Source organism: Arcicella sp. (assembly GCF_964672035.1).
The window spans coordinates 1-17,357 of the sequence record NZ_CBABQS010000001.1; the positions used below are offsets into that span (position 1 = coordinate 1).

14 protein-coding genes are annotated in these 17,357 nt (G+C 34.5%); 11 read left to right on the plus strand and 3 right to left on the minus strand.

What is annotated here, in order from left to right:
- Positions 1-35 precede the first annotated feature (35 nt).
- The 9 genes from AC1W31_RS00005 to AC1W31_RS00045 all read left to right on the plus strand — a co-directional run bounded on the left by AC1W31_RS00005 (position 36) and on the right by AC1W31_RS00045 (position 11,152).
- Positions 36-320, plus strand: coding sequence for an HU family DNA-binding protein (locus AC1W31_RS00005; RefSeq protein ID WP_481732331.1), 285 nt, complete (start codon positions 36-38; stop codon positions 318-320).
- A 101-nt stretch (positions 321-421) separates the two neighbouring features.
- A complete protein-coding gene (locus AC1W31_RS00010; protein ID WP_481732332.1) occupies positions 422-1,276 on the plus strand; it encodes a tetratricopeptide repeat protein in 855 nt (284 codons plus the stop codon).
- Between the two features lie 803 nt (positions 1,277-2,079).
- A complete protein-coding gene (locus AC1W31_RS00015; RefSeq protein ID WP_481732460.1) occupies positions 2,080-3,636 on the plus strand; it encodes an Rne/Rng family ribonuclease in 1,557 nt (518 codons plus the stop codon).
- A 104-nt stretch (positions 3,637-3,740) separates the two neighbouring features.
- Positions 3,741-4,346, plus strand: a complete 606-nt coding sequence (locus AC1W31_RS00020) for a SprT-like domain-containing protein (protein ID WP_481732333.1) — start codon at positions 3,741-3,743, stop codon at positions 4,344-4,346.
- Positions 4,347-4,445: 99 nt separating this feature from the next.
- A complete protein-coding gene (porU, locus tag AC1W31_RS00025) occupies positions 4,446-7,865 on the plus strand; it encodes a type IX secretion system sortase PorU (RefSeq protein ID WP_481732334.1) in 3,420 nt (1,139 codons plus the stop codon).
- 140 nt (positions 7,866-8,005) lie between these two features.
- Complete coding sequence (porV, locus tag AC1W31_RS00030; protein ID WP_481732335.1) at positions 8,006-9,154, plus strand: type IX secretion system outer membrane channel protein PorV; 1,149 nt, start codon at positions 8,006-8,008, stop codon at positions 9,152-9,154.
- A 121-nt stretch (positions 9,155-9,275) separates the two neighbouring features.
- Positions 9,276-10,553 (plus strand): M16 family metallopeptidase, encoded by a 1,278-nt coding sequence (locus AC1W31_RS00035; RefSeq protein ID WP_481732336.1) that lies wholly within the window; start codon positions 9,276-9,278, stop codon positions 10,551-10,553.
- A 192-nt stretch (positions 10,554-10,745) separates the two neighbouring features.
- Positions 10,746-10,928 (plus strand): 50S ribosomal protein L33, encoded by a 183-nt coding sequence (rpmG, locus tag AC1W31_RS00040; RefSeq protein ID WP_184135005.1) that lies wholly within the window; start codon positions 10,746-10,748, stop codon positions 10,926-10,928.
- A 71-nt stretch (positions 10,929-10,999) separates the two neighbouring features.
- Complete coding sequence (locus AC1W31_RS00045; protein WP_481732337.1) at positions 11,000-11,152, plus strand: DUF4295 domain-containing protein; 153 nt, start codon at positions 11,000-11,002, stop codon at positions 11,150-11,152.
- 502 nt (positions 11,153-11,654) lie between these two features.
- On the opposite strand, the gene AC1W31_RS00050 is transcribed toward AC1W31_RS00045, so the two are convergent.
- The gene (locus AC1W31_RS00050; RefSeq protein ID WP_481732338.1) at positions 11,655-13,406 is read right to left on the minus strand and encodes a hypothetical protein; all 1,752 of its coding nucleotides are present in this window, start codon (positions 13,404-13,406) and stop codon (positions 11,655-11,657) included.
- A gap of 340 nt (positions 13,407-13,746) precedes the next feature.
- On the opposite strand from AC1W31_RS00050, the gene panB reads away from it, so the two are divergent.
- Together panB and AC1W31_RS00060 are read left to right on the plus strand one after the other, a co-directional pair.
- Positions 13,747-14,562 (plus strand): 3-methyl-2-oxobutanoate hydroxymethyltransferase, encoded by an 816-nt coding sequence (panB, locus tag AC1W31_RS00055; protein WP_481732339.1) that lies wholly within the window; start codon positions 13,747-13,749, stop codon positions 14,560-14,562.
- Positions 14,563-15,288, plus strand: coding sequence for an RluA family pseudouridine synthase (locus AC1W31_RS00060; RefSeq protein ID WP_481732340.1), 726 nt, complete (start codon positions 14,563-14,565; stop codon positions 15,286-15,288). It begins immediately after the preceding gene.
- Between the two features lie 519 nt (positions 15,289-15,807).
- Here the strand turns inward: AC1W31_RS00060 and AC1W31_RS00065 are convergent.
- Both AC1W31_RS00065 and AC1W31_RS00070 read right to left on the minus strand, forming a co-directional pair.
- Positions 15,808-16,359: a YceI family protein gene (locus AC1W31_RS00065; RefSeq protein WP_481732341.1), complete on the minus strand. Its 552-nt coding sequence runs from the start codon at positions 16,357-16,359 to the stop codon at positions 15,808-15,810.
- A gap of 79 nt (positions 16,360-16,438) precedes the next feature.
- Positions 16,439-17,347, minus strand: coding sequence for a DUF5777 family beta-barrel protein (locus AC1W31_RS00070; RefSeq protein ID WP_481732342.1), 909 nt, complete (start codon positions 17,345-17,347; stop codon positions 16,439-16,441).
- Positions 17,348-17,357: the final 10 nt, after the last annotated feature.

Sequence of the window (17,357 nt, forward strand, 5' to 3'; positions counted from 1 at the left end):
GTTCAATATATTTTTTAACTTAAAATTTTCAACAAGTGACTAAGGCAGACGTAATCGTAGAAATTTCAGACAAAACTGGCATCGACAAAGCAGATGTATCAAGTGCAATTGAGTCGTTTTTCTCAGTAATTAAAGACAATCTCGCAAAAGGAGAAGCAGTTTATGTAAGAGGATTTGGTAGCTTCGTAAACAAAAAGAGAGCCCATAAAATTGCTCGTAACATCTCGAAAAATACTACAATTGAGATTCCAGAACATTTTATTCCAAGTTTCAAGCCTGCAAAAATATTCGTTGAGCAAGTGAAATCTAACGCAAAATAATTCAGTTATTAGTTATTAGTTGTTAGTTATTAGTTAAATAGATGTTTTCAAAGTCGAATAACTAACAACCAATAACTAATAACCAATAACTAACACTAAAAATGCAAAAGTCTTTTATAGTAATCATTGTCATGGCAATTGCCATAATTGGCGGTCTATACAGCCTTCCAAAAGTAGTTGTGGATAATGACAAAAAGACACTCCAAGAACCCGTAAAAGAAAACGCTGCAGCTACTGCAAATCGTGATAAAAATGTGAAATCTGATGCCCCAACGGTCACAGAAAATCATACGGAATCACTAAATCCAGAACAGCAAACAGCAATTAGTAGTTTGAAGGATGTTTATACAAAAAGTACTGGTAAGAGCAAGATTACCGCAGCCGACGCCTTAATTACGCAATTTGTAAAATATACTCGCTTTGATAGTGCAGCCTATTATGCTAATGAAGTAGCTAAAATTGAGCCTTCGGAAAGTAATTTAATGAAAGCGGGGGGCTTATATTATGAAGCCTTTACTTACGCCCTCGAAAGCGATAAGACCGTGAAAATGGGAGAAATAACTCGTGGAATTTATCAAAAAGTATTGGATAAAAACCCGAATAATCTCTTAGCAAAAACCAATATGGCAATGACCTACACCGCAACCCAAACGCCCATGCAGGGAATTATGATGTTGCGAGATGTGATTGCAAAGGAACCAGATTATGAACCTGCGTTGTTTAGTTTAGGAATACTCTCGATACGGTCGAACCAATTTGGAAAAGCCGTTGACCGTTTCAAACAAATTCTTAGAAATAATCCTGCTAATTTAAAGGCGGCATTAAATTTGGGGTATTGTTTAGCAGAATTAGATAGAAAAGAAGAAGCACAGCAAATTTTAGAGAAAGTTCTCGCCAATAGCAAAGACCCTCAAGAAAAAGCTGCCGCCAACGATATTTTATCAAAAATCAAGTAAGGTGTAATATAGGATTTAGGTTTTAGCAATAAACCAAAAAAATATCTCCAAAAACGAGCATCAAACATTAAAAATAAATTATTTAACATTTAAAACTTTTAAAATCATGCCTTGCGGAAAGAAAAGAAAGGGACACAAGATCTCAACGCACAAAAGAAAAAAGCGTCTTAGAAAGAATAGACACAAGAAGAAATAGATTTAGGTTTTAGGAAATAGGGTAAGGTTTTAGTTAAATATTGTAAAAACTAAGACCTAAAACCAACAACCTATCACCTTTATAAAAACAGGCAAAATTCACAAAATGAAATTTGCCTGTTTTTGTCGTTTTGTGAGATTGTTGTCTTGAAGAAATAATTTAATTGCTTAACAGTTTAATTATCAGTTGTTTAAGTAATTATCGGTTATGACATTTGGTAAAAATAGGTATTAGGTCGCAGGTGTTAGGTGACAAACTAACATACTACTTTTGGATACGTAATTATTCATCTTCCTTCTAATAAATCCAAGCACGTCACCCACATTTAAAAGTCAATCTAAGAAAAATATTATAGACAAATTTTTTCCTTTAATTATTGAAAAATAGCTGTGAGCATTGAGCAACCAGCTATGAGTTGTAAATCAACTCACGGCTCGTAGCTTATTGCTCGAAGCTTAGACCAATAATTTTCCTAATTCAGAAATCGAATACTCTTTTTCTTAATAGGCTCGAACGTATCTATAATTAATTGATTATTAGTGACTTATCTCAACACTCACTTCGACATATCTTCTCATTCTATCATTTCTAAATGCTTAATTCACCTGTGAGTAACGAATTAATTATCAATTCGACTCCCAAAGGTGATCGCATTGCTTTGTTGCAAGACAAACGCATTGTGGAGTATCACTTAGAGGAGTCCGAGCCACACTTTTCTGTTGGAGACATATATCTCGGAACGGTTAAGAAGATGGTTACGGGATTGAATGCAGCCTTCATTGATATTGGATACGAAAAGGATGCTTTTCTCCATTATCACGATTTAGGTCCCAATGTCAATTCCCTAAACAAATTTACGAAGGAGGTTATCGCCGAAAGAATCAAATCTGGACGTTTAGATAACTTCAAATTAGAGCCAGAGATTGATAAGCACGATAAAATCGACAAAGTATTGAGTAAAAATACGTTGGTTTTAGTGCAAGTCGTCAAAGAACCTATTTCAACAAAAGGACCTCGTTTGTCTTGCGATATTTCGATTGCTGGACGTTATACGGTACTTGTTCCTTTCTCGAATGGGGTTAATATCTCGAAAAAAATTACGGCAAAAACCGAACGCCAACGTCTGCAAAGATTGATGTCGTCGATTAAACCTGCCAATTTCGGGGTAATTGTTAGAACAGTCGCAGAAGGCAAAGAAGTGGAGGAATTGGATAAAGACCTCCGTGAATCAATTGCTAAATGGGATGCGGGAATGGCGGCTTTAAAAAGCGCAAAACCCCGTGAAAAAATAATCGGAGAGATGAGTCGAGCAACGTCAATGTTGCGTGATTTATTGAATGAAGATTTTGATAGTGTGGTAGTAGATACACCAGAATTGTACCAAGAAGCTCGTAATTATGTCTTGAATATTGCGCCTGACAAAGAAAAAATTGTCAAGTTGCATCAAGGTAAAACGAAAGTATTTGAACAATTAGGGCTTGAAAAACAACTCAAAATGTTGTTTGGTCGTTCGGTTAGTTTGCCCCAAGGCGGATACCTGATTATCGAACACACGGAAGCATTACACGTAATTGATGTCAATTCGGGTAATAAATCCAATAGTGAGGCAGACCAAGAAGCTACAGCTTTGAGTGTCAATCGTGAAGCAGCGAAAGAAATTGCTCGTCAGTTGAGGTTGCGAGATATGGGTGGAATTATCGTCATCGACTTTATTGATATGAAGAAAGCTGAAAACAAAAAGCTGATTCAGGATATCATGAAAGAAGAGATGAAAACCGACCGTTCTAAATACACAATTTTGCCTTTAACGAAGTTTGGTTTGATGCAAATTACTCGACAAAGAGTACGTCCAGAAATGAATGTAGTAACGGCTGAAAATTGCCCAACCTGCGGAGGAACTGGAAAAATAACGGCAAGTATTGCGATTTCTGATGTGATAGAACATCATTTGGAGCATATTTTAGAAAAGCAAAACGAGAAAAAACCAACAATTATTTTGCATCCATTTTTGTATGCCTATTTTACGAAGGGTTTTCCTTCGATAAGAATGAAATGGTATTTCAAATATAAAACGTGGGTAAATTTAATTACGGATACTTCTTTCGGTATTACAGATTTCAAATTTTTGAATGATCATAATGAACCGATTGAGTTGATAGGATAAACATCATAGTGAAAATATAGCCTGATTATCGTAAGATGGTCAGGCTATGTTTGTTTTATCAAATCAACGTTTTTCAGTACCTTTGCCTTAAGCCAATAAAAAAAATGAATAACGATTTAACCATTTTTCAACAATACTTCCCAGAATCAACCGCAGATTATTGTTTTAATTTGTGGAAACAATATCAATTCAAATTTAAAGCAACTCGCCCTCGGCAATCGAAATTGGGTGATTATTGTTTTAGGCGTGATAAAGGGCATCAAATTACGGTGAATGCCGATCTAAATCCTTATTCTTTTTTAGTTACTTATATTCACGAAGTCGCTCATTTACAGACTTTTAAACAGTACGGAAACAAGCCAGAATCCCACGGAAAAGAATGGAAACGATATTTTAGAGAAACGTTCCAGCCTTTATTGAAAACCGAATTTTTGCCCATAGAATTGATCGTTCCATTGATTGAATACCTCAAAAATCCAGCGGCAACTACACAAGGGGCAAAACCGTTAATGAATGCTTTGAGGCAATTTGACACGCATACGGACGTGGATTCAATTGTACTTACAAGCGTACAATCGGGAGAAAACTTTGAACTCAACGGTCGTGTTTTTACAAAGGGAGAATTACGCAGAACTCGGTTTTTGTGTATAGACCGACAAAGTGGAAAACGATACGTAATTTCTTCAAATGCTTTCGTGAAAATAGTTTGAAAACACAAAAAATACTTTCTTTTGTTAAGCACACTTTTATCATTTCTTATACCATCAAACGTCTTTTTCCGTTGTAATTACTGCAAATAATCTGTATCCTTGAAGAAAATCCTACTACATATTTCTTTGTTTTTATTAACTCTTTTTTCTTCAAAAACGGTTGCCCAAAATTCCGTTTTAGCCAAAGGAGATTGGATAAAAATTGGCGTAATTTCTGCTGGAATTCATAAAATTGATGCTAACTTTCTTCAAAAATCAGGATTAAATCTTGCTCAAATCAATCCTCAAACTATCAAAATTTATGGTAATGGTGGCGGAATGTTGCCCCAAGCGAATAATGTTCCAAGAGCCAAGGATTTATTAGAAAATGCTATTTTCGTAGAAGGAGAAGCCGATGGACGATTTGATAATCAGGATTTTGTCTTATTTTATGGACAAAGTCCGCACACAATTTCTTATGATTCTTTAGCAAAATCCTTCAAACATCAGTTTAATATTTATTCAGATACAACTTTCTATTTCTTAACGGTTTCCGATACAAAAGGCTTACGCATAAAAGACCAAAATTCTGTAGCCGCTACCCAAGAAATAGCCAGTTTTGACGATTATGATTTCCATGAAATTGACCGTAAAAATATTCTTGCTCAAGCACCCTTTGCAGGTTCAGGACGTGAATGGGTAGGAGAGGAGTTTGGTGGAAATAATGAACAAAATTTCACCTTTAATTTTTCAGAAATTCAACCGAATACATCTTTGAAAATTACCGCTTCAATGGCGGCTTCGGCCTTTGGACAAACTGAATTTAGCGTAAAAACCAATAGTCAGCCAATTGGAACGGTGCCTTTAAATGCGATTGGGGCAGACCGTTACGATTATAAAGGATCTTTTAACACCAAAAAATTTATCATTAATTCGGACAATTTTACAACTGCCAATAATTTGAAAATTGGCTTTATTTACGACCGAAAAACCCTAACAGATGGTGTTGGATATTTGAATTATGTGGATGTACAAGCCATCAGAAATCTGAAATTATACGGGAATCAAACCATTTTTCGGTCATTAGAAAGTTTGAAATATCCAACTTCAAAGTTTACTTTAAACGAATCTTCAACGAGCCTAAAAATTTGGGATATTTCCAATCCGCAAATTCCACAAAATCAAATTTATTCATTACAAAACCAAAAGTTAAGTTTTGGCGTAAATACATCAACTTTAAAGGAATTTATTGTTTTTAATAACGCCAATTTTATTGTACCTGTTTCATTACAAAAAATCAATAATCAGGATATTCACAATGTAGAAGTTCCTGATTTAGTGATTGTTACCGCTGAAATTCTAAGAAATCAAGCGAATCGTTTGGCAGAATTTAGAAGGCAAAATGATAAATTGACTGTGCAAGTAGTTTCTACTCAAGAGATTTACAATGAATTCTCTTCTGGCAAGCAAGATATTACGGCAATTAGAGATTTTATTAAGTTTTTATACGACCGTAATTCCTTGAAAATGAGGTATTTATTGCTTTTTGGCGATGCTTGTTACGATTATAAAAAACGAATAAATGTAGTGAGCGATGAAACTAAAGAAATTTATATTCCGACCTACGAAAGCCGAGAATCTTTGAACCCCATTAATAGTTTTTCTTCGGATGACTATTTTGGGTTTTTGGAAAATAATGAAGGTGAATGGGTGGAAAATTCTACGGGAAATCATACCCTCGAAATTGGTGTCGGTCGTTTACCCGTAAAGAATGTGCAGGAGGCGAAAGAAGTCGTTGATAAATTGGTTTATTACGGTTCCAGTAAAAATACTTTTGGTAATTGGCGGAGTAAAATTGCCTTCGTGGCTGATAATGGAGACGGTAATATTCATCAGGAAGATGCCGATACTTTTGCCAAGCAAATTAATACACAAAACCCTAATTATCAATTGGATAAGATTTATGTAGATGCCTTCCCTTTAATTGTATCTACTGGAATGCAACGCTCACCCGAGGCGAAGAAAGCTTTAATTAATGCCTTACAGGCCGGTGTTTTAGTGATGAATTACAATGGTCACGGAGCAGAATCAGGATGGACGGATGAGCAAATTTTAACCTCTGGTGATATTATAAATCTAACAAATTTCAACACCATGCCTCTGATGTTAACGGCCACTTGCCAATTTGGACGCTTCGACGACCCAAATCAAGTATCGGGAGCAGAACTTTCAATCTTAAATCCGAAAGGTGGAGCTATTGGTTTATTAACAACAACCAGGCCAGTGTATCAAAACACCAATTTTGTTATTAATCAGGCATTTTATGAATCAGTTTTTAAACCGATTAATGGAAAAATGCCTCGCTTGGGTGATGTAATGATTTATACCAAAAATAATAGTTTACAAGGAGTCAATAATCGTAATTTTTCATTATTAGGTGACCCTTCTATGCGATTGTTATATCCTGATAATGAAGCAGTTATTGTGAAAATTAACAATAAAAATGTTACGGAAATAGATACACTTAAATCATTAAGTCAAGTAAATTTAGTAGGTGAAATTAGATTATTTGGTACACAAATAAAGACAAATTACTTTAATGGCGTTGCTCAAATTAAGGTATATGATAAACTCAAAAATTTACAAACATTAGGAAGTGTAGGGGGTAAATTTGCCTATCAGCAATACCAAAATCTTTTGTTCGAAGGACAAGTGAAAGTGCAAAACGGAAATTTCAATGGCACATTTATTGTACCAAAAGATATTAACTATCAATACGGAAAAGGAAAAATATTTGTGTACGCTCAAACAACTGATGCAACCTCCGATAGCTTTGGCTCGTCTATGCCAATAATAGGAGGAGCAAATAACGAAAGTTTAAGCGATAATCAAGCCCCGAAAATCAACTTATTCTTGAACGATGAAAGTTTCGTTGAGAATGGACAAACGACTGAAAACCCGATTTTTATTGCTAAAATTTTCGATGAAAATGGGTTGAATTTAGCCAGTGATGGATTAGGTCACGAAATGGTTATGATACTCGATGATACCGCTAAAGTAGTTGTGAATCAGTATTTTACAAACAATTTAGATGATTATAAAAACGGAGAAATTAGGTATAATTTCCAGAATTTATCTGAAGGGAAACATCAACTAACATTAAAAGTTTGGGATACTTATAATAATTCAGCGCAATCTTCGTTGCATTTTAGTGTTATTCCCAACAAAAGTAATATTTTAAGTAACGTATTTTGTTACCCTAATCCTTTCAACCAAACAACCAACTTTAGTTTTGAACACGAACGGGTAGGCGATGACTTCAATATAACCATCGAAATCTTTGATAGTTATGGACGAATAATAAAGCAGTTCAACGAAAATGCGTACAAAATTAGTAGCCCTTACAAAGAAATTTCTTGGAATATTTTACAAGATTCTTCTCCAATTGTTACTGGTAACTACTTTTATCGTATTTTTGCAAAATCACTAACTACCACTTATCAAGCAACCGGTAGTGGTAAAATGATTTCCGTTAAATAATTTTGCACAGTAAATTTGTCAGTAAATTTTGTTTAAAACTGGTTTATTGATTACTTTTGGAATGCCGAACGGATTTCTATTATTGATATTACACAATGCGTTATTAAGCCTCGTTCCGAGAAACTTTAACCTTAAAGACAATGATTAAAAATGTTACTAACGCTTTCAGAGCGTCTTTAATGCTTGGATTAACCATGTCGGTTGCGAATGTTTTCGCACAGACAACGGTACCTGTCACCAGAAGTGAGATTCCTTCGCCTTCTATACCATCTTTAATTCTCACACCTGATGCTCGTTCAGCGGCAATGGGTGATGCAGGTGTAGCACTTTCTGCTTCTGATGGAGATGCCAACTCTATTTTCTGGAATCCAGGTAAAATGCCTTTCTCAAATAAAGATATTGGTGTTTCCGTATCATACACTCCATGGTTACGTCAATTAGTAAATGATATGGCCTTGTTGAATGCCAGTTTTTACAAAAAAATAAAAAATAATCAAGTAATTGGTGCTTCAATCCATTATTTTGATCAAGGACTTTTTCAAGCAACTGATAATACTGGTCAATCTTTAGGTAATTTTAATTCTAAAGAATATGCTATTTCATTATCTTATTCACGTAAATTATCTGAAAAATTAGGTTTGGGTGTTAACATCAAGTACATTAACTCGACTTTATTTACAGGTACAATTGGTGGAACTTCAGTGCAACCAGCCTCAACGGTGGCGGCAGATATTGGTTTATTCCATACTTCAAAAAGTGATAAGAAATGGAATTATAACTGGGGGGTAATGATTCAAAATATCTCTGGTAGAGTTTCTTATGGTGGAGCAGAATCTAATTTCATTCCAACCAACTTCAAGGCAGGTTTTGCGGCAACGAATATGATTGATGCACATAACAAATTTACTTTGACTGCGGATATTAACAAACTAATGGTTCCAACGCCAACTTATACTTCAGCTGGTGTATTGATTCAACCAAGTACAGCAATTGGTGGTATTTTAGGTTCATTTACGGATGGAAATGATTTAAAAGAAATTAATGTGTCATTAGGTGGAGAATACGTTTATAATGATTTGTTTGCTGCTCGTGCGGGATACTTCTTTGAAAATGCAGGTAACGGCGGTAGAAAATTCTTCACCGCAGGTTTTGGCGTAAGATTAGAAAAGAAATACGGTTTAGATTTCGCTTACTTGATTCCAACTACTACTGGAAGTCCTTTAGCTCAAACATTGAGAATTTCGCTTCACGCAAATTTCAATGCAGCTCCAAAAGTAATTGCGAACTAAGATTTAGTACATAGATTTTTTGAAAATGACATTTCTTCGGAAGTGTCATTTTTTGTTTGATGCAACCACATAGAAAAATGAGCGTTAACTTAGTGTCTTGTTGGCACTTAAATATAAAAAAATGTTAGACAGAACTATAAGCCCTGATTTTCAGACGATCAAAGAAATAAATATGCCAGCGGCACAGGTAATTACCCTATCTAATGGCATTCCTTTGTACATCGTTAACGTGGGTGAACAACCAGTCATAAAAATTGAATTTAGCTTTGAGGCGGGCAATTGGCAAGAACCCCAAAATGGCGTTTCCTTATTTACGGCAAAGATGATTTCGGAAGGAACAAGTAAATATTCTGCTTCCGAAATTAGTGAATATTTCGATACATTTGGTTCATTTATTGAATCTGGACAAGGATTAGACCGAGCAAATTTTGTGGTTTATGGGTTAAAAAAGCATCTTCCTTCACTATTACCAATGGTTCAAGAATTGCTCAATGATGCCATTTTTCCAGAAAAAGAATTAGAAACGCTCAAAAATATTCAATTACAAAATTTTCAAGTAAATTCTGAAAAAACGGCTTTTATTGCCAACAAGACTTTCCGAAAAAAGGTTTTTGGCGATATTCACCCTTATGGCAATTCAATGTCTGAAGAAGCCATTAAAGGCATTAATCAAGCAGGTATTATAGATTTTTATCGTAATTACTGGCAAGGAAAACCGTACAGAATTTATCTTTCAGGAAATATTGGAGAAGCAGAAATTAAACTGATTGAGCAATATTTTGGAAGTCAAAAAATAAGTCAATCTCTTGATAATAAAATATTTGCCAATACAGTTCTTCCCAAAGGAGAGAATATTCTGATTGAGAAAGAAGGCGCCATGCAATCATCCATCCGAATGGGAAAGCAATTAATGACTCGTAAACATCCAGACTTTTTTACAATGATGTTGTTAAATGAAGTATTGGGAGGCTATTTTGGTTCAAGATTGATGAAAAATATTAGAGAAGAAAAAGGATTGACCTATGGAATTTCTTCAAATTTAGCTCTTTTCGGACAAGCTGGCTATTTTGTGATTGGCACTGATGTAAAACGTGAATTTACGCAACAAACCATTGATGAAATTCATAAAGAAATCAAAATCTTACAAACAGAGTTGGTGGTTGAAAACGAATTAGAAACCGTTAAAAATTATATGGTGGGTTCATTCGCTGGTTCTCTAAATACGCCATTTGACATTATGGATCGCTATAAAGTAATATTTTCAGAAAACCTTCCTTTTAATTTCTACAACAATTATATATCCAAAATTCAACAAGTTTCGGATGTAATGTTATTGGAAGCTGCCAATAAATATTTAGTAACAGATTCATTATTTGAGATTGTGGTAGGAGGGAAGTAAATGTTATAAAAATATTAAAATTTTTTTATAACATACTTGCCTAAAACTCAAAGATTTACTACCTTTGCAGTCCTGTTTAGGAAATAGTAAATCGTTATTGGTTGTGATTATAGGTAAACACTCATAATCTTTGATAACAATGATGATTACTTCATTTATGTCACAACGATTAACGCATAATTTTATAAAGCAATGGCTAAGAAAGGCAATAGAATCCAAGTTATCTTGGAATGTACTGAGCAAAAAACATCAGGTGTTCCAGGAATGTCTCGTTACATCACTAAGAAGAACCGTAAAAACACTACGGCTCGTTTAGAATTAAAAAAATACAATCCTTTCATGAAGAAAGTAACTGTACATAAAGAAATCAAATAATTCATTCGGAAGTATTAAGTATTGAGGATAGAAATTCCTTGTTTTAAAACTTCATAAATTATACCAAAGAAATGGCAAAGAAAGTAGTTGCAACCCTGAAAAAAGAAGGTGGTGTAAAATACGCTAAGATTATTAAGGCAGTAAAAAGCCCTTTAACAGGTGCTTATACATTCAAAGAAGAAATTATTCTTCAAGATGAAGTTGCCGCAGCATTTAAAGGTTAATCCTTGATGCAGTTAATGAAGTCCTCTTCCTAAATCAGGTAGAGGATTTTTGCTTTGTATTTATGCTCAAAAACTCTTGTTAAATAATTTTAACGAGAGTTTTTTGTTTATAAAAAAATATTTTCGTAAATAATTATATAATGAGAAATTGGTAACTTGTTACATCATTTTGAAATTAAAAAATTATTAATGTAACTGCCTTAAAAGCAGTATGTGTAATATTTTAAAGTAACCCATAATCAATTGATCTCAAGTTAATTGAAAACCCAAAAAAAGCCCTAAGAAAATTTCTTAGGGCTTTAAGCAGTCTCCATAAGCTATTTATTTTTTCTACATTGATTTTCAAAATCATAGAAATAAACTAACAATTCATGCTTACGCACAAATCTATTCTTGGATTTTAATAAAGACGTTAAAAAAATGGAAAAGGTTGTGTCCGTACCAAAATAAAAATCCTCTTCGTTTGCACGAAAAGGATTTTTATTTTATTTACTAACGAATATTATTTCTTTCTTTTAGGAGAATCAGGAATGATACGAATATCATCTGGTTTCTTAGGATCAATATAGAATTTATACTTTGCTACTTGACCAGTTGGCTTACAGTCTCCAGCATTCAAACGTTGAACTTCATATTCATATACCGAAGGATTCTTTGGTAATGGAAGGTCTGAAGGCCATTTGATATTTGGATTAGTCGCTACGTTTTCGTAGTTAATCGTTGTGCTGTAAGTTGTTACGCCTGCAGGACCAGCAGTAGATTTTTTGCGTCTTGGCACCAAACGTTTTGGTTTAACAACGGTTGCATCAGCAGGTTTTGCTGCAGCTTTACGAACTTTACGACGGGGTCTGTAACCATCAACACCACTACCAAAATATTTTGTTGCCGATGAACCACCGAAGATTTTGAAGATATATTGGTCTTCAACTGGCTTTGTAACAATATTTTGAACAACAGGTTTTGCTTTATAACCAAAACTTGCAGCAACTGCTTCTGACAAACATTTTCCTTCAACACTCGACTGAACTGTGTAATAATAGAAACTACACTCATCACTATTCACTAAAGTAACATTTGCTGGTAAGCTTATGTTAGTATTCTTAGTTGTTTGTTGATAGATTGGAGTTCCAGAACCATCAGCTTTATATAACTTGTAGATATACTCTTCGTTTTCTGGCGTTGCAGAAGTACTTTTCCAACGGAATGAAGGAATTGTTGTTGCACCGTTGTCATACATCATGCCATTTTCTCCTTGTAATGTTGGTATTGCACAAATTACTGGAGCAGGAGGAGGAGGTAATAATGAATAAACGGTATTACCAGTTTTCTCTCCGAATGTATGAGAAAGTGCTAAGCCGAAGTTACAACCACCATGACTACGAGTATATTCTCTCGTTAATACTCTAAGTGAAGCAGGAGTAACATCTCCACCAGTAACTGTATAAGGTGTTGAAGTTAAGAATCCTTGAGCATTCAAACCAATAGCCCAGTTTTTAGTAATATTATAAAGGAAATCAACACTCAATAAACCCCCTAATTGATTTTTTGAAGCAGAAGGTGATGTACGGAATACCAATTGATCAGCTCCTAAAGCTCCAGCCGTTACAGCGCCAAACCTGGCAGCTGAACTGTTGAATAAACCACCTTTCAAATCAATATCAATATTGAATTTTTTACCGATTGGCAATGCTAAAGCTGGGCCAACTAATAAATAGAAATCTTCGTAATTTCCTTGTGTATCGTATTTTAAAGCACTTGGGCTGATTCCTAAAATTCTTGCATTCTTAGAAATTTGACCATCAACGCCTTTATAATCATCACTAACATTAAAGTTTTGATAACCCCCCGTTAATCCTAAACCAACAATTCCCCAGAAATGATTTACAGATAATGAATTGTATCCTCCTGGTGTTAAGAATAATGATTTATCTTCACCGTCTTTACAAAATGGAATGGCAATACCAACACGATCCGTAATTTTCCAATATTGTCTTGGTTTAGTTGAACGTAAAACGTTAGTATTCTTGTAAAAAGCCGAGTCAAGATAATAACCATCAGCAACTGTTTTTACTACTTGCCCATTTGAATAGGTCGTTGTTGTAATTCCATTATCAGTTAGAGAACTAACAACAGTAGGTTTAGTGCCAGTAGTATTCGGGACTTGGGCTGATGCTATATGACCGGCAGCAAGGCAGGTCAGTAGCCCCATAGTGAGTCTTTTAAAAAGACTGTTTCCTGAAAAAATCTGTTTCATATTTGTTTAATTTTGATAAAATGATAGGGTTTTGTGACGGACTTATTTAGTAGTCTAACAATTCGAGTGGGTAAAAGTAATGCTTTTTCTAAAAAAACAAGAAGATATAAATGAAAAATCCTATTTTTTTTAGAAAAAAATACGATATACAAATATGTTAAGCATTATTACCCACTATTAATCTTAATTTTGTAGTAAAGTTTAGTTTATTGCGATATTTGCAAATATAGTGTAAGGTAATTAATATCCAAATACCGTACACTCAAAAGTAAAGGTTTATCAACAAAAACCTACTTCTGTCATTAAAAAAATATTAAGTTAATTTTTACCCATACATATTATGTCTGTACATACTGAAATAAAGCGTATTACTACCCATATTTTACAAGAAATGAAGAATCGAGGAGAGAAGATTTCTTGTTTGACAGCCTATGATTATTCGATGGCTCGTATAGTGGATGCAGCTGGGGTGGACTTAATTCTCGTTGGCGATTCTGCTTCAAATGTGATGGCTGGGCATGAAACTACACTCCCAATTACACTCGATCAAATGATTTATCATGCCACATCGGTGGTGAAGGGTGTTAAAAGGGCTTTGGTCGTGGTTGATATTCCATTTGGTTCGTATCAAGGTAATTCTTCTGAGGCATTGAGGTCTGCCATTAGAATTATGAAAGAGTCGGGTGGCCACGCTGTAAAAATGGAAGGAGGCGCTGAAATCAAAGATTCTATTACACGGGTTTTGAGTGCAGGTATTCCTGTGATGGGGCATTTGGGACTTACGCCACAGTCTATTTATAAATTTGGAACTTATGCCGTGAGAGCAAAGGAAGACGTAGAAGCTAATAAACTCATGGAAGACGCTAAGTTGTTAGAAGATATTGGCGTATTTGGAATTGTTTTGGAGAAAATTCCTTCTGAACTTACTAAAAAGGTCTCTCAAAATCTACATATCCCAACCGTTGGTATCGGAGCTGGGCCAGATGCCGATGGACAAATTTTGGTTGTTCATGATATGTTAGGTATAAATAAAGAGTTCAAACCGAGATTTCTCAGAAGATATGCCGATTTGGACGGCATTATGAACGAGGCAATCTCACAATATGTTAAAGACGTGAAATCGGTTGATTTCCCGAGTGAAAAAGAAAGCTATTAAATGAAAGATTTCCATGTAGTATATGAAGACAACCATATCATTGTTGTCAATAAAAGAGCTGGGATTTTGGTTCAAGGAGATTCTACGGGCGACCGAACTTTGACGGATGCTGTGAAGGATTATATCAAAAAGCAGTATAACAAACCTGGCGATGTTTTTCTTCATCCTGTTCATCGTTTGGATAGACCTGTAAGTGGTTTAGTAATTTTTGCCAGAACTTCGAAAGGTTTGGAAAGAATGATGGAACTGTTTCGAAAAAGAGAGGTTCAAAAAACGTATTGGGCAGTTGTAAAGCGTAAACCGAAAGAACCGAAAGGCAAATTAACACATTGGTTAACGAAGGATGAATCAAAAAATGTAACCACAGCACATGACGAGGAAGTAAAAGGCTCGCAGAAAGCGGAGTTATATTATAAAGTGTTGGGAGAAGTCAATAAACACTTTTTATTGGAAATTGAACCATTGACGGGCAGACCACATCAAATCCGTGTTCAACTCGCCACGATGGGATGTATTATTCGTGGCGATTTGAAGTACGGATATGATAAGCCAAATGCGGATGCAAGTATCAATCTTCATGCGAGACGATTATATTTTATTCATCCCGTAAAGAAAGAACCCATCATTTGTAAGGCAGCAGTGCCGCCTAATGCGTTTTGGGAAGAGTTTTTAGAACTTGATCCTGATGATTTCAAGCAAAAAAATCTTGATTATCTTCATGAATAAGAGGCGACACAACGTCGTTTCTTATCTGATCAACTAAACCCAAAAATGCGTGTTTAATACCTTGCAATGCTCCTGAAGCAATGCTCAAAGGAAGGATCAAAGGCAAAAAAATAAGCCATTGAAGAATCATAAATTGATTTAACTTTCTCATATTGATTTCGATAGCGGTCAAAACCGTTGTTAGTTGAAAAGATTGTGGTATTGATTTCACATTCAATTACTTACAAACAAATGTCTTGCCGAAGTGGTTTGGTCTTTGTTTTATTATAACGTAAAAATAAAAAAAAATCTTTGAATAGCAACATTAATTTCTTTTAAAAAACATTTTCCTAAAAAAAATAATAGAACAAATTTAAGATTTTATTAAATAAAAATAAGGATACCTTTTTATCAAAAGGTAGTTATAAAAATACACGATTTTATAATTGAGCACAAATTAGTTTTAGAATTTAAACAAAAAGCCATGATTCGTTGAAATCATGGCTTTACTATTTAGCTTCGGGTATGGTATTTATTATTTTACTTTCTCGTATAAGGCGTGAAAGCATAGTTAGATTTTACCGAAATTACTTCTGCAATTTTAGCAAAAACTAATTTTGGAACCTCAATTTTGTGATCAGTTAATTTTACATCAAAACCGCAAACTAAATTAATTTTTTGATTATCTATCGTTAATTTCCCTTTAAAATCACGGGCTTGTGTTACGCCATGAAGCGTCAATTGTCCCTTAGCAGTTACATCATACGTTCCGTTTTTAGCATAATCTATTACTTCTACAATTTTTCCTTTGAAAATACCCGTTGGGAATTTTTCTGACTCCATATAGTTTTCGTTGAAGTGTTCTTGCATTAACTTGTTGGGAAAATCAAAAGCAGTCATTTTCATGCTAACAGCAATTTCATTGGTAGCCGTATTTAAAATTGCTCCTACTGTTTTGTTAGTTCCAGAAATGTTTTCCACGGGAGTTTCTGAAAAGAAATTTGTTTCGCCAGACTGAGTCGCATAAAGTTGTCCGAATGATTTACTTGATATTAACAAACTGACTATCAAAAGTTTAATGGTAATTTTCATGATTTTATTAATTTTTAAATTAAGAAGTTTCTTAATGTTTTTTATCAATTGATACGATTTATTTACTGCATACTTAATTTTACTTGTTCAAATGTTTTGCTTTTTTATCTAAACTAAAACCTCTGGCAATGTTAAATCCGTAAAATATACCTCCATCACTCCACGATTTGGTCGTTTGAGCGATGAATTGGCGTTCAATCATGCCTCTTGAATTGGTAAAATGTAATTGGAAAACGTGGCCGCCTGTTTCAATATCAAAGCCAATCGCTAAGGAATTATTGTAGGCACTTGAAGCAGGGCGGTTAAAATCTGCATAATAATATTCGCCAGTGATACTTAATCTTTTTGTCAATTTTACCCTACCGCCTACGCCCAATGCAATCATTTCGTTGGGTGTATCGGTGGTTTCAGCTTTATTGAAATGAATAAAAGTAGGCATTAATTGAAGGGAGATTCTATCGCTAAATTTCCTTGCTAATAATACCTGTACTGTGTAGGTCATTCGCTCTAAGTTATTTTTATATTTCATGATTGTACCAGACTCTAAAGTAGAACCTGTGGCCACCGTACTAATGGCATTGCTTCCGTATAAAGTCATGGTTACTGGAATGATGTTTGACTGACGAAGGAGTTTATATTTCGCATAAAAATCATACATTTTTTCCTGTGAACTTCTTCCTAATCCAACAGTAAGTTGATTCGTAATTCCATATTCCAAACCAAGTCTAATGCGGGCTTCATCCAATCCGAAAAAATTTTCGATAAATCCAGTATTTATAGCGCCAAAGCGGTGGGAAATCCAGAAATTTAATTGGTTTTTACCTACTGTTTCAATGGTTTGCCCATTTATCAATTTGGTGGCCTTGAAGGTGGCTGAAGTGTATTCCGTTTGGTTTTTAGTTTCACTATCCAACATTTTCATTAAATCATCTTGTGAAAATGCTTGGATTGTGCATGTGCATAAAATTATTATGATAAGTTTTTTCATAATTTTAATT

What these genes read in the sequence shown, in the direction of transcription:
- panB (WP_481732339.1), top strand. Translation starts at nt 13,747, where the DNA reads ATGTCTGTACATACTGAAATAAAGCGTATTACTACCCATATTTTACAA.
- AC1W31_RS00020 (WP_481732333.1), top strand. Translation starts at nt 3,741, where the DNA reads ATGAATAACGATTTAACCATTTTTCAACAATACTTCCCAGAATCAACC.
- AC1W31_RS00045 (WP_481732337.1), top strand. Translation starts at nt 11,000, where the DNA reads ATGGCAAAGAAAGTAGTTGCAACCCTGAAAAAAGAAGGTGGTGTAAAA.
- AC1W31_RS00035 (WP_481732336.1), top strand. Translation starts at nt 9,276, where the DNA reads ATGTTAGACAGAACTATAAGCCCTGATTTTCAGACGATCAAAGAAATA.
- AC1W31_RS00065 (WP_481732341.1), bottom strand. Translation starts at nt 16,359, where the DNA reads ATGAAAATTACCATTAAACTTTTGATAGTCAGTTTGTTAATATCAAGT.
- AC1W31_RS00060 (WP_481732340.1), top strand. Translation starts at nt 14,563, where the DNA reads ATGAAAGATTTCCATGTAGTATATGAAGACAACCATATCATTGTTGTC.
- AC1W31_RS00070 (WP_481732342.1), bottom strand. Translation starts at nt 17,347, where the DNA reads ATGAAAAAACTTATCATAATAATTTTATGCACATGCACAATCCAAGCA.
- porV (WP_481732335.1), top strand. Translation starts at nt 8,006, where the DNA reads ATGATTAAAAATGTTACTAACGCTTTCAGAGCGTCTTTAATGCTTGGA.
- AC1W31_RS00050 (WP_481732338.1), bottom strand. Translation starts at nt 13,406, where the DNA reads ATGAAACAGATTTTTTCAGGAAACAGTCTTTTTAAAAGACTCACTATG.
- AC1W31_RS00010 (WP_481732332.1), top strand. Translation starts at nt 422, where the DNA reads ATGCAAAAGTCTTTTATAGTAATCATTGTCATGGCAATTGCCATAATT.
- rpmG (WP_184135005.1), top strand. Translation starts at nt 10,746, where the DNA reads ATGGCTAAGAAAGGCAATAGAATCCAAGTTATCTTGGAATGTACTGAG.